Source organism: Streptomyces sp. NPDC006365, from assembly GCF_042870755.1.
GTDB classification, from domain to species: Bacteria; Actinomycetota; Actinomycetes; order Streptomycetales; family Streptomycetaceae; genus Streptomyces; species Streptomyces xiangluensis.
The window spans coordinates 47,541-59,985 of sequence record NZ_JBIAHS010000005.1 but is presented as its reverse complement, the minus strand read 5'-3'; the positions used below and the strand labels follow the sequence as shown (position 1 = coordinate 59,985).

Genomic DNA, 12,445 nt, shown 5'->3' with positions numbered 1-12,445 from the left:
CCGGAGCCCGAGGGCTACCGGAAGGCGTCGAGCCCGGTGAGCGCCTTGCCCAGCACCAGTTGGTGCATCTCGACGGTGCCTTCATAGGTCAGCACCGACTCCAGATTCGTGGCGTGCCGCATGACGGGGTATTCGAGCGAGATTCCGTTGGCGCCCAGGATCGTGCGCGCGGTACGGCAGATCTCGATCGCTTCTCGTACGTTGTTGAGCTTGCCGAAACTGACCTGCTCGGGACGCAGCCGTCCCGCATCCATCCGCCGCCCCAGATGGTGGGCGAGCAGAATCCCCTTGTGCAGTTCGACCGCCATGTCGGCGAGCTTTGCCTGGGTGAGCTGGAATCCGCCGATGGGCCGCCCGAACTGCTCACGCGTCTTGGCGTATTCGACCGCCGCCTCGAAGCTCGACCGCGCGGCGCCCATCGCACCCCACACGATCCCGTAACGGGCGTGCGAGAGGCAGCCGAGCGGTCCCTTCAGCCCGGTGACCTCGGGCAGTACGGCATCGGCGGGCAGCCGCACATCGTCGAGTACGAGCTCACTGGTGACCGAAGCCCTCAGGGACCACTTGTGCTTGATCTCGGGCGCGGAGAAGCCGGGGCTGTCGGTGGGCACGACGAAGCCGCGGATCCCGTCGTCGGTCTGCGCCCAGACGACGGCGACCTGGGCGACCGAGCCATTGGTGATCCACATCTTGCGCCCGTTCAGGACCCAGTCGGTCCCATCGCGCTTGGCGTACGTACGCATCGACCCGGGGTCGGACCCGTGATCCGGCTCGGTCAGCCCGAAGCACCCGATGACCTCACCAGCGGCCATCGGCGGCAGCCACCGCTGCTTCTGCTCCTCGGACCCGAACCGGTGGATCGCGTACATGGCGAGCGACCCCTGCACGGACACCAGCGACCGGATCCCGGTATCGGCGGCCTCCAACTCCAGGCAGGCCAGCCCGTACTGCACAGCACTGGCCCCCGCACACCCGTACCCGCTGAGCGACATGCCCAGCGCTCCGATCTCCCCCAACTCCCGTGCCAACTCGCGGATTTGAGGCAGTTCACCCGTCTCGTACCACTCGGCGACATACGGCATCACCCGATCCGCGGCCCAGTCCCGCACGGTGTCCCGAATCGCCAGATCCTCCGGCGCGAGAAGCTCGTCGAGCCCGAGGGGGTCGGCGGGATCGAAGGACGGCAACTTCGAGGCAGCGGACATGGGAGGCCTCCGACGACGAAAACTAGCACTGTTAACCACAACGCACGGCTGACGTTACGACGCAGTGTCACGCAAGTCGAGGGCGTGTTCCCTCCCGCGACCCGCGAACGCGAACCGTGAACCCGATCGCGCAGGGCTGAGGAGCGGTGGCGAACCGCGATGAACGAACCCGCAGTCGCCAACGGCGCCGAACCCCCACTGGAAACCCGCACAGGTCAGCAAAGTTGAAACGGGCTGTGCGTGGGTGGGAGAAGCCCCTGACCGCAGTCACAACGCACGATCAGACGGACGACTCCGCCCGCAGGTGTGACGAAGCCTCCCGAGGCCCAGGCACCTCAGCCAAGCCCACCGCAGGCGACTCGCACTCCATGGCTCGCGGCAACCGCAAGGCCATCACGGCCCCGAGCAACAGCAGCACCGCACTGACGAGCAACGTCACATGCAGCCCGTGCACGAACGAGTCCCGGGCAGCATGCCGCAACGCCTCCCCCGTCCCCCCGCCGAGCCGAGCAGCGACCTCATACGCCTCCCCCAACGAATGACTGGCCGCAGCCGAATCCGCAGCAGGCACCCCCTGCACAGAGGAAAGCCCCGGCGCGTACGCCGCATTCATCACGCTCCCGAGCAGCGCAACGCCGATCCCCGCCCCCAACTGATACGACGTCTCCCCGATCGCGGCGGCCCCGCCCGCCTGCGACTGCGGAGCCTCACTGAGCATCGACTCATACGCCCCGAACAACGTCACCTCGAGCCCGAACCCGAGCAGTACGAACCCGGTCAGCAACAGCGGAGCGTTGTCGTGGCGGCCCATCCCCGTGAGCATGATGACGGCGGCGGCGGTGAGGCAGAAGCCGAGGCTGACCATGGTCCGCGGCCCGAAGCGGTGCAGCAGCTTCGCGCCGACAAGGCCCGCGGCCATCGCGGCGAAGGTGAGCGGGACGAGCCGCAGCCCGGTCTCCAGCGGCGAGAGCTTCAGCACGAGCTGGAGGTACTGCGCGGCGATCAGCTCCAGACCGACCAGCGCGAGCAGGGCGAGCACGATGCACCCGACGGACGTGCTGAAGGCGGGCCTGGCGAACAGCCGAAGATCGACGAGTGGATGCTTGCGCCGCCGCTGCCGCCGTACGAAGGCGACGAGCAGCCCGGCACCCACCAGCAGCGGCGCCATCGTGGGGGCGCTCAGCGGCATCTCCCCGGCGCCCAGCCGCTTGACGCCGAGGACGACGCCGAAGAGTCCGGCCGCGGCCAGCAGCGCGCCGACGACGTCCCACGGCCCCTTGCCGTCCCCGGTGGACTCGGGCAGCAGCAACCGCCCGACGGGCAGGCTGACCAGCATCAGCGGGATGTTGATGAGGAAGACCGCACCCCACCAGAAGTGCTCCAGCAGGAACCCGCCGAGCAGCGGCCCGACGGCCGCGCCCACCGCGGCGACCGCGCTCCAGACGCCGATCGCGAGGGCCCGTTCACGCCGGTCGGGAAAGACCTGCCGCAGGATCGAAAGCGTCGCGGGCATGATCATCGCGCCGCCGACACCGAGCAGGGCACGCGCCGCGATCAGGACGTGCGCGCTGTCAGCACAGGCCGCGATCGCGGAGGCGACGCCGAAGAGGGCGTATCCGAGGAGGAGAATCCGTCTGCGGCCGACCCGGTCGCCCAGCGTGCCGAAGAGGATCAGCAGCGAGGCGCAGACCAGCGGATAGATGTCGACGATCCAGAGCAGCTCGATCGCGCCGGGCTTGAGATCCTCGGTGACGGCGGGCACCGCGACATGCAGCACGGTTGCGTCCACTGCGACAAGCAACAGGCTGACGCAGAGGACGACGAGGACAACCCAGCGGTTTGCACCGGCCCCGGCCTCCCGACGGCGACGCGAAGCGGCCGTGGTCGTCCCGGACATGCACGTACCTCCCAGATGTTCCCTCGCGTTCGGCGGATCCGCGGGGTGGGGACTCCCTGCGGTTGCGGCCGGGAGGAGCGGTGTCCCGGTCTCACGCAACAAAGGCGAGTGAGTACGCCAGAGTACGCGAGATCCCGCCAGTGGCCAGTGGCGGGTCTCTCACCTTCCTCACAGACAACGTGTGGCATGCGCCACGCTCCCCCGTGTCCGACCACGCCCCGCGGGGCCACACGGTTCCGGGCGCGGCCCATAATCGAGCCCGTGACCGATCTTGAAACGCCTGTCGCGCCGGCCCGTGAGGGACCGTGGCCGCGCCGCGTCGCCCCCGCCCTGCTGGGGTACGCGGCGGTCCGCGCGCTGGGCCTGGTGGCGCTCGCCCTGTGGAGCGCCACCCGCGACAAGAGCCCGCACCAGCTGCTCACGGCACGCTGGGACTCGCTCTGGTACACGCGGGTCGCGGAACTCGGTTACGGCTACGAGGTGCGCCTCCCGAACGGCGATGTGCACTCCAACCTGGCGTTCTTCCCGCTGCTGCCGTGGCTGGAGCGGGCCGTTTCAGCGGTGACCCCGCTGTCGTACGCGGACGCGGGCCTGCTGATCAGCACGCTGGCGTCACTCGCCGCGGCCTGGGGCATCTTCGCGGTCGCGGACCATGTCTACGGCCGCCGGGCCGGCGTCTGTGCCGTACTGCTGTGGGCTGTGCTGCCCGTCGGGATCGTGCAGTCGATGGCTTACAGCGAGTCAATGTTCACGGCGCTCGCGGCCTGGTCGCTGTACGCGGTCCTGACCGGCCGCTGGCTGACGGCGGGCCTGCTCGCCTCCTTCGCCGGCCTGACCCGCCCGGTGGGCGCCGCGGTGGTCGCGGCGGTGTGGGTGGCAGCGATCGCCTCGTACGGACGGGACTCGTCGGCACAGGATCCGCCCGCACAGGATTCGTCCGTACGGGAACGGAGTGGTCCAGCACCGGACAGCGCGCCCCTGTGGCGGCGCGCCCTGGGCATGCTCCTCGCGCCGCTGGGCGCCGCCGGTTACGTCCTGTGGGTCGGGCAGCACACGGGCAAGGGCCCGCTGGGCTATCTCGACGTCCAGGCGGGCTGGGGCAACGGCTTCGACGGCGGCTACGCCTTCGCCCGGTTCGTCGCCGACAAGTTCACGTCACTTCCGTCCGCCCTCGCCGGGCTCGGGCTGATCATCGGGGTCGCCCTGGTGATCTGGCTGTATGTGATCTGCGTACGACAGGCTCAGCCGCTGCCGTTGCTGGTGTACGCGGGGATCGTCACCGCGCTCGCCCTGTGCGCGTCGAGCTACTTCGGCTCGAAACCGCGCCTGCTGCTGCCCGCTTTCCCCCTGCTGCTGCCCCTGGCACTGGCCCTGGCCCGGCTGCGAACGTCCAGGTCGGCGTGGGTGCTGGGGAGCGTGGCGGTGGTGTCGGCGGCGTACGGCGCGTTCTGGCTGAACGGCTCCGGTCCGCCCTGACCGCCTCCCCACCTCCCTTGCCCCTCGCCTGACCCGGAGTGAGCACTCGGGAAATTGCGTGCAAGCTTTTGGTGAACAAATTCAGACGCACCAAAAACAACTCCCTGGACGGAGCAATGGAATTGCAGGGAGGGTGCACTCGGTGAAATCCATAATCACCGGCGATAAACCCCCTCCTGAGAGGAATCCCACATCACATCGTCATCACAAAGAGCGCGCTCCGGCGTTGCGCAGAGCTCACTCCCTGTAACGTCGAATACGTGCGTACCGAACGAAAGCTGACTCGTCTGGACCGGGTCTTCGCCCGGCTGGACCGTGAGCCGGAACGACCGGCCCATATCGACGTGCCCAGGATGAGCCGGCACAGGGTGGTTCTCCTCGCGGCCACGCTCGCCTTCTACGCGGCCATCGTGTGGGCCGTGATCATCAACTCCTGGCTGGTCACCCTCGACTGGCAGGTCATGTTCTTCCGGCCCTACCAGCAGTGGCCGGAGATCCACGCGTTCCTCGACTACTACGTGGTGCTCGGCCAGCGCGGCCCCACCGCCGTGATGGTCACGGCCTGGCTGGGCTGGCGTTCCTGGCGGATGCACACGCTGCGCCCGTTGCTCGCGCTCGGCGTCTCGCTGCTGCTGCTGAACGTCACGGTCGGCGCCGCCAAGATCGGCATGGGCCGTCTCGGCCCGCACTACGCGACCACGATCGGCTCGAACGAGATGTGGCTCGGCGGCGATATATTCCCTTCGGGCCACACCGCCAACGCCGTCGTGACCTGGGGCATCCTGGCCTATCTGGCCTCGACGCCACGCGCCCGCCGCTGGCTGTCGGCCGTCTCCGCCGTGATCTCCCTGGGCGTCGGGCTGACCACCGTCTACATCGGCACACACTGGCTGAGCGATGTGGTCCTGGGCTGGGCCGCGGGTCTGCTGATCCTGCTGGCGCTGCCCTGGTTCGAGCCGCTGATCGCCCGCGCCGAGGCCCGTATCTTCGCGATGCGGGATGACTGGCGCAGCCGCCGCGCCGGCAGTGCGGCGCCGGTGCCGGCCACCGCCCCGGTGGGCAACCCCGCGATGGTCTCGCCGCACGGAGCGCCCGCCGACAGGGCGGTCCCCGCCTCCGCCGCATCTCCCGCCGCCGAGGAGGAGCCCGCGCCCGCGCCCCGCGAGCCGGTCAGCGCGCCGCGTACATCCCGGACGCCCTCCGCGCCCGTCTACCTGGCGCCCGGCCCGCACACGAGCCGTGGGGAGCGCACTCCGGTGACGCCCGCCGGAAGCCGCAGACCTCCACACTCGGAGCGAGTGACACGTGGCAATCCCCACACCACCCAGGCCCGCCCCCTGACGGGCGGCTGAGCAGCAGACAACGGGGACGCGGTACGCACACACGGCTCCCCGCACGCGAAGGCCCTCGGCTCCAGGAGCCGAGGGCCTTCTCAGTGGGCGGCTGAGGACGCTCAGCCCTTCCAGCAGCGTTTCACGACGCCGTCGCCGACCTCGAAGTTCAGGCGGCCGCTCATGTATTCCATGGTGATCATCGCGCCCGGGGGCAGCGACCTCACGGTGGACCAGCCGCGCTCACGCGCGCGCTGCTCCGCGCCACTCGCCTCCAGACCGACGTAGGTGTCCGGGTTGTCCTGAGGCTCTGCGGGTGGGGTTGGAATCCGTGCCATGCCGCCCACGTTAGGCGCCGGAATGCGGACGGGGAAGCCCGGTACCCGCCACGATCCGTCACCGGTACCTCTCCGGTCACGCTTCTGTCACAGGACCACGACACTCGATTCGGCCGAACCGAGTCACACGAACGGGCGGTTCCCGACGCGTTTCGCGCACTGCCGAACGTAATTCCTGACTAGCTTGACGGCGATCCGAATAAACGGGAGGGAACCCGGGGGAATGCGCGACGCACACCAGGCGCGCATGCCTTTTCGTTCCGAATCCGCGGTGCGTCCCGAAAGGTGACACACCACAGGAAATACATGGTTCAAGCACAGAACCGACGTACGCCCCCTGTCGAGGCGCCGCGCGACGCGAGCATCATGGCGTGAGCTTCAGGAGGCCCGTGGCGCGACGAGCGAGGGGGCAGAAATGGGCACTGAGACCGCGCAGGCACCGGTCGAGGCCGTACCAGTGAAGCCCGGGCGGTTGATCGTCGACTGGCTCACCACCACCGATCACAAGAAGATCGGCCATCTCTACCTGATCACGTCGTTCGCCTTCTTCCTGGTCGGCGGTCTCATGGCGCTGCTGATGCGGGCCGAACTCGCCCGTCCGGGCACGCAGCTGATCGACAACAACCAGTTCAACCAGATGTTCACCATGCACGGCACGATCATGCTGCTGCTCTTCGCGACGCCCACCTTCGCCGGTTTCGCCAACGAGATCATGCCTCTGCAGATCGGCGCGCCCGACGTGGCCTTCCCGCGCCTGAACATGCTGTCGTACTGGCTGTTCCTCTTCGGCGGGCTGATCGTGCTGGGCTCGCTGCTGGTGCCGGAGGGGCCCGCCAACTTCGGCTGGTTCGCCTATGCCCCGCTCAACAGCCTGGAACGGTCGCCCGGCATCGGTGCCGACATGTGGATCATGGGGCTCGCGCTGGCCGGGTTCGGCACGATCCTCGGCGCGGTGAACTTCCTGACGACCATCGTCGGGATGCGCGCTCCCGGCATGACGATGTTCCGGATGCCGATCTTCACCTGGAACACACTGTTCACCTCGATCCTCATCCTGATGGCGTTCCCGGTGCTCGCCGCGGCCCTCCTGGTCCTGGAGTCGGACCGCCGGTTCGGCTCGCAGGTCTTCGCCTCGGCCAACGGCGGGGCGCTGCTGTGGCAGCACCTCTTCTGGTTCTTCGGGCACCCGGAGGTCTACATCATCGCGCTGCCGTTCTTCGGCATCGTCACCGAGATCCTGCCGGTGTTCAGCCGGAAGCCGATCTTCGGTTATCTGACGCTGGTCGGCGCGACGATGGCCATCACCGGTCTGTCGGTGGTCGTGTGGGCGCACCACATGTTCGCGACCGGAGCGGTGCTGCTGCCGTTCTTCTCGTTCATGTCGTTCCTGATCGCGGTGCCGACGGGAGTGAAGTTCTTCAACTGGACCGGCACGATGCTCAGGGGGTCCCTGTCCTTCGAGACACCCATGCTGTGGTCCACGGGCTTTCTGGTGACCTTCCTGTTCGGTGGGCTGAGCGGGGTCATCCTGGCGTCACCGCCGCTGGACTTCCACGTCACGGACACGTACTTCGTGGTGGCGCACTTCCACTACGTGGTGTTCGGCACCGTCGTCTTCGCGACCTTCGCCGGCCTCTACTTCTGGTGGCCGAAGTTCACCGGGAAACTGCTCGACGAGCGGCTCGGCAAGATCCACTTCTGGACGCTCTTCGTCGGCTTCCACGTCACGTTCCTGGTGCAGCACTGGCTCGGCGCGGAGGGCATGCCGCGCCGGTACGCGGACTATCTGGCCGCCGACGGGTTCACGGCGCTCAACACCGTCTCGACCATCGGCTCGTTCCTGCTCGGCCTGTCGACGCTGCCGTTCCTCTACAACGTCTGGAAGACGGCCAGATACGGCGAGAAGGTGGAGGTCGACGACCCCTGGGGCTTCGGCCGTTCCATGGAATGGGCGACCTCCTGCCCGCCGCCCCGGCACAACTTCCTCACGCTGCCCAAGGTCCGCTCGGAGTCCCCGGCGTTCGACCTCCACCACCCGCAGTACGCGGCGATCACACCGCCCCAGACCCGGTCAGGTCAGGAGCGGGGCTTCAGCTCTCCGCAGTGACCGTCACCGACAGGTCGTTGTCCGCCGTGTAGTACGGCCCCGCCAGCGCCGCGCCCTGCTCCGTCTTCAGCGTGACCTTCGGGTAGGTGAAGATCGGCTTCTTCTCGGCGACGTCGTCGAGCAGCCGGGCGATCCGTACCCGCGGCCCGCTCTCCCCCGCCGGGCACAGCCACAGGTCCCAGACACCCTCCGTCAGGGCGCCGTAGTCGACCGTGAACCGGAACTGGGTCCCGTCAGCAGTGACGTCGGCTCGCAGCGCGGTCGCCGGTGTGTGACGGGCGAGCACTTCGGCGTACGCGTCCGGGGTGAGCGTTTCGCCGTACAGCCGGCCGCGTACGCTCAACTCCCCCTCTTTCACGTACAGTTCGCCCGCCTCGGCATGCGGGGCGCGCAGCCAGCTGCGGACCGTGAGGTTGCCGTACCTGGTGGCGTACGGGATACGGACGGCGACGCTGCCGGCGGCGGCGTCGGGAACGCGGTCGACGAGCGAGCGCAGATCGTTGAGGCCGGGCACGAGGCGCTGCGGCTCGCCGTCGGCCAACTGGGCGTAGGCGTCCCAGCGGCCCTCGGGCAGTTCGACACAGCCGGACAGCCCGGCGCGCAGTCTGCCGTCGGCGGCCGGCGTGAGCGGGAGGCTGACCTCCTCGTCGCTGTCGCGGCGGCGCAGCACCAGGTACGCGGAGCCTGGCCGGGCGGTGCCGGTGATGTCGAAGGTGAGCTCGCCCGCGGAGTCGGCGACACAGTCGGCGCGCGGAGACATGGCAGCGTCCTCGTCGGTGTGCTGGGGCACGGGCTGCGGGGCCAGCGTCATGATGCGGTGTGCCCCGTCTTGAGTAGCGTGCGTCCGGCGTCCCGAACGGCATACGCGCCACCGAGCAGCGTTGCGCGGGTGCGGTGCAGTGAGCCGCGCATTCGGCCACCCGCCGAGTCACCGCCGCGGGTGACCAGGCCGGAGAACAGCGACTCGTAGCGTTCGGCGATCCGGCTCGGGTCGAAGCGCTCGGAGTCCTTGAGGGCCGCGCTCGCCATCTGGTGGCGGAGCGCGTCGTCGTTGATCAGCTCGAGGAGGCCGTCGGCGATGGCCTTGACGCTGCCGACCTTGACGAGGCGTCCGTCGACACCGTCGTCGATGATCTCCCCGGGGCCGTGCGGGCAGTCCGTGGAGACGACGGGCAAACCGCAGCGCATGGCCTCGACGATCGTCATGCCGAAGCTCTCCAGACTGGAGGTGACGGCGGCGATGGAACCCTTGGTCCATTCGGGCTCGATGGGGTGGGCGGGGCCCATCAGATAGACGTGGTTGTAGAGACGGAGACCGTCGATGAGGGCACGCAGCTTGTCCTTCTGCTGGCCACCGCCATATATCCGCAGGCGCCAGTCGGGCCGCTGGTCGCGTACCCGGTCGAAGGCCTTGATCAGCAGGTCGTACCGCTTGACCGGGGCGAGCCGCCCGGCCGCCACGACCCACTTGCCGGAGCCGTCCGCGGGCTGGATGCCGGGCGCGGGCACGGAGTTGGGTACCGCCTCGACGCGTACGCCGGGCAGCCGCATCTTCCTGCGGTACGCACCGGCATCCGCCTCGGTGGTCGTCGTGAGCGCGTCGAGCCTGGGGTAGACGCCGCGCAGTTCCTCGCGCAGGGCGGCCGAGTGGCTGTCGAGCGTGAGGTGCTCCTGGCCGACGCGTATCGGGCCGCGCCGGGTCTCACGGGCGAGATGCACGTTCAGGCCGGGTCTGGTGCCGACCACGACATCGGCGTCGACCTTCGCGAGGTGCTCGGCGATACGGCGGTCGGTGAGGGCGCTGTACTGTTCGTAGCGGCCCTCCGCGTGCGGGAAGACCCTGGCAGGACGCTTGTTCTCGGGGTCCTCGCCGTCATATCCCGGGCTCTCCTTGCGGAGGTCGACGAGGTGGCGCAGACGGACCCGCGGGTCGGGCGCGAAGACCGGCTCGTCGCGGTGGCGGAACACCGAGACGATCTCGACGTCGTGCTGCTCGGCCAGAGTACCGGCGAGGTTGTACGTGGTTCGGATCGTCCCCCCGATTCCGTACGCGTTGTGTAGGAGGAAAGAAATATGCATGCGTCCCGAATCCCCTGTCTCGTCCGCTACCGCGTGGTCAGACCTGGGTCACTGGGAGATGGTTGGGCTCCATCATCATCTTGTTCTCTAAAAGTTTCCCATTTGGTAACAGATATACGGAACCTTTCGTCATCTTCACGCATCCGGGCAAGCAGAGGAGGGCCTCGCTGGGAGCGTGCATCTCAGGGTTCGTAGGCCAGCTGCGGTACGTCGAAACAGTTGCTGTTCATGTCTCCCTGGCTCACCCACGCCTCGTTGTCCTCCCAACGGGCCACGGACACACAGGTCCTGCGGGTCTTCGGGGGCTTGGACAGACGCTCGTAGGTGACGGGCAGCAGCAAGCCGTCGGCTGTATACGGCTTCCCCTCGCCCCCCTCGGCCACGAAGCGGTCGACACACGCGCGCGTGATGCCCGTTTGCGCACAGGACCCGGCCGCGTCCGTGAACCACATCGCTGCCGCCCAGCCCTCCAGCTGCCACTGGGAATGGGTCTCCAGGTCCTTCGTGGCGTCCCGGAATTCCCGTACGGCCTCGTGGTCCGTGTCCTCGTAGTTGCGGCTGGAGCCCGTCGCCCACAGGGCGTTGCGGCAGCGCGGCGAGTCCTTGTAGTCCTCGCGGACGGTGGACGACCAGTTCTGCACATTGGTGACCTTGGCGAGGACCTCGGCGCCTACGTTGTCCATGGCCTTGCACAGCTGGGCGTTGCCGTACGAGTCGATGGCGTCGAAGACCAGGTCGGCGCCCTGCTCCTTCAGATCGGCCGCCGCGGCGCGGAAGTTGGGCAGCGAGAAGTCGACCTGTTCGGTGACCACCTCGTAGCCCTCGGCCTCAAGGCCCCGGGTGATGAGCCGCGCGTACGCGGCCGACGCCGGCTGGTTGTAGGAGACGACCGCCGCCGTACGGGCGCCCTGCTCACGCTTGAAGTAGCGGTACACCTCTGTACCGCCGTACAGCTTGCCGTCCCAGCCGGGCTTTCCGTTCCGCGGCGCGAGGCTGCCATAGATGCTGTAGAGGTGCGGATACGTGTCGTACGCCGGGCCGATGGGCTGTCCGCCGATGTCGGGCACGCGCGCGCGTGAGACACGAGAGGCGCCCGCGTAGTCCAAAGACGCGCCGGCGACCAGGGCGACGACCTTCTCCTCGTCGACGAGCTTGTGCACGCACTCGTTGTTGCCGACCCCACTGCCGCCGTCGTCGCACGTACGGACCTCGACCCGGCGGCCGTCGATGCCGCCGCGCGCGTTCAGCCGCTCGAAGTAGGCCTTCGCGCCGTCCCGCGGACCGGTGAACGCGTCGCCGCCGACCGGGCTGGTGGCGCTGGTGATGATGCCGACGCGGATCGGCTCGCCACCGGCCCGGGTGGGGGCGTTGTCGTCCGGCCGGTTCTCGAAGTCGCTCTCCGGGAGGCGGCTGCCGCAGGCCGTGCTCAGCAGGAGCAGCAAGCCCGCGACGGCGCACTCAGCAGCCCGGAAGCGGCGACGCATTGCCGCTCAGCCCGACCAGGCCGCACAGCGTCTTGACAGAGACCTTCCACACGTCGTCCTGCTCGACGGCCGTCCCCTTGGCGTTGGGCATGACCGTGGCGCCCTGCAGAGTGAGGGTGTACGTCACGTTCGCCTCGGTCGCCGAGGTGAACTCGACCTTGTTGACCTCCGCCTGCACCTGCCCGCCGCGCTCGTCACCGCTGAAGGCCTGCAGGACCGGGGCCATCCGGTCGCCGTTCTCCAGGTAGGCCTGCTTGTCCTTCAGCGGGGTGGCGGGATCGAAGAACTTCACCCAGTTCTCCTTGATCTCCCGCTCCGCCGCCGCGGCATCCTCCGGCGCCGTGGGGCTCTCTTCGGTGCGGGTGGGCTCCTCCACCGTGGGCGAGGGCTGCGGCGCGTCGTCGCCGCCGCCGCTGTCGTCACCGCAGGCCGTGAGGGCCGGGCCCGCCACCAGGACCGCGGCTGCCAGCCACGCCGCCGTACGCCGTCCGGGACCACGCATCCGCCTGCCGCTCCCCCGCCTGAGGT

At 68.8% G+C, this 12,445-nt stretch carries 10 protein-coding genes; 3 read left to right on the top strand and 7 right to left on the bottom strand.

Annotation, left to right across the window (positions count from 1 at the left end; translation table 11 throughout):
* Nucleotides 1–14: 14 nt before the first annotated feature.
* Together ACFYO0_RS16280 and ACFYO0_RS16275 are read right to left on the bottom strand one after the other, a co-directional pair.
* Nucleotides 15–1,205, bottom strand: coding sequence for an acyl-CoA dehydrogenase family protein (locus ACFYO0_RS16280; protein ID WP_388675626.1), 1,191 nt, complete (start codon nt 1,203–1,205; stop codon nt 15–17).
* A 280-nt stretch (nt 1,206–1,485) separates the two neighbouring features.
* Nucleotides 1,486–3,102 carry an MFS transporter gene (locus ACFYO0_RS16275; protein ID WP_388675624.1) on the bottom strand — a complete coding sequence of 539 codons (1,617 nt, stop codon included), beginning with the start codon at nt 3,100–3,102 and terminating at the stop codon, nt 1,486–1,488.
* A 261-nt stretch (nt 3,103–3,363) separates the two neighbouring features.
* Between ACFYO0_RS16275 and ACFYO0_RS16270 the strand changes: the two genes are divergently transcribed.
* Nucleotides 3,364–4,578, top strand: a complete 1,215-nt coding sequence (locus ACFYO0_RS16270) for a glycosyltransferase family 39 protein (protein WP_388675622.1) — start codon at nt 3,364–3,366, stop codon at nt 4,576–4,578.
* A 260-nt stretch (nt 4,579–4,838) separates the two neighbouring features.
* Complete coding sequence (locus ACFYO0_RS16265; RefSeq protein WP_388675619.1) at nt 4,839–5,930, top strand: phosphatase PAP2 family protein; 1,092 nt, start codon at nt 4,839–4,841, stop codon at nt 5,928–5,930.
* Between the two features lie 101 nt (nt 5,931–6,031).
* Here ACFYO0_RS16265 and ACFYO0_RS16260 read toward each other — a convergent pair whose 3' ends face one another.
* A complete protein-coding gene (locus ACFYO0_RS16260; protein ID WP_388675616.1) occupies nt 6,032–6,247 on the bottom strand; it encodes an I78 family peptidase inhibitor in 216 nt (71 codons plus the stop codon).
* Nucleotides 6,248–6,662: 415 nt separating this feature from the next.
* Between ACFYO0_RS16260 and ctaD the strand changes: the two genes are divergently transcribed.
* Complete coding sequence (gene ctaD, locus ACFYO0_RS16255; protein ID WP_388675613.1) at nt 6,663–8,354, top strand: cytochrome c oxidase subunit I; 1,692 nt, start codon at nt 6,663–6,665, stop codon at nt 8,352–8,354.
* On the opposite strand, the gene ACFYO0_RS16250 is transcribed toward ctaD, so the two are convergent.
* The 4 genes from ACFYO0_RS16250 to ACFYO0_RS16235 form a co-directional block, all read right to left on the bottom strand.
* Nucleotides 8,338–9,165 (bottom strand): hypothetical protein, encoded by an 828-nt coding sequence (locus ACFYO0_RS16250; protein ID WP_388675611.1) that lies wholly within the window; start codon nt 9,163–9,165, stop codon nt 8,338–8,340. The genes ctaD and ACFYO0_RS16250 overlap by 17 nt on opposite strands.
* Nucleotides 9,162–10,433 carry a glycosyltransferase family 4 protein gene (locus tag ACFYO0_RS16245; protein WP_388675608.1) on the bottom strand — a complete coding sequence of 424 codons (1,272 nt, stop codon included), beginning with the start codon at nt 10,431–10,433 and terminating at the stop codon, nt 9,162–9,164. The genes ACFYO0_RS16250 and ACFYO0_RS16245 overlap by 4 nt, the downstream gene beginning before the upstream one ends.
* Before the next feature lie 182 nt (nt 10,434–10,615).
* On the bottom strand, nt 10,616–11,917 hold the full coding sequence (locus ACFYO0_RS16240) for an ABC transporter substrate-binding protein (RefSeq protein ID WP_388675605.1): 1,302 nt from the start codon (nt 11,915–11,917) through the stop codon (nt 10,616–10,618).
* Nucleotides 11,892–12,419, bottom strand: a complete 528-nt coding sequence (locus tag ACFYO0_RS16235; RefSeq protein WP_388675602.1) for a hypothetical protein — start codon at nt 12,417–12,419, stop codon at nt 11,892–11,894. Before ACFYO0_RS16235 ends, ACFYO0_RS16240 begins: the two co-directional genes overlap by 26 nt.
* Between the last annotated feature and the right edge of the window lie 26 nt (nt 12,420–12,445).

Bases quoted from the DNA above. Each gene is read 5' to 3' on its own strand.
- ACFYO0_RS16280 (WP_388675626.1), bottom strand. From the start codon at position 1,205: ATGTCCGCTGCCTCGAAGTTGCCGTCCTTCGATCCCGCCGACCCCCTC.
- ACFYO0_RS16275 (WP_388675624.1), bottom strand. From the start codon at position 3,102: ATGTCCGGGACGACCACGGCCGCTTCGCGTCGCCGTCGGGAGGCCGGG.
- ACFYO0_RS16260 (WP_388675616.1), bottom strand. From the start codon at position 6,247: ATGGCACGGATTCCAACCCCACCCGCAGAGCCTCAGGACAACCCGGAC.
- ctaD (WP_388675613.1), top strand. From the start codon at position 6,663: ATGGGCACTGAGACCGCGCAGGCACCGGTCGAGGCCGTACCAGTGAAG.
- ACFYO0_RS16250 (WP_388675611.1), bottom strand. From the start codon at position 9,165: ATGACGCTGGCCCCGCAGCCCGTGCCCCAGCACACCGACGAGGACGCT.
- ACFYO0_RS16245 (WP_388675608.1), bottom strand. From the start codon at position 10,433: ATGCATATTTCTTTCCTCCTACACAACGCGTACGGAATCGGGGGGACG.
- ACFYO0_RS16240 (WP_388675605.1), bottom strand. From the start codon at position 11,917: ATGCGTCGCCGCTTCCGGGCTGCTGAGTGCGCCGTCGCGGGCTTGCTG.
- ACFYO0_RS16235 (WP_388675602.1), bottom strand. From the start codon at position 12,419: ATGCGTGGTCCCGGACGGCGTACGGCGGCGTGGCTGGCAGCCGCGGTC.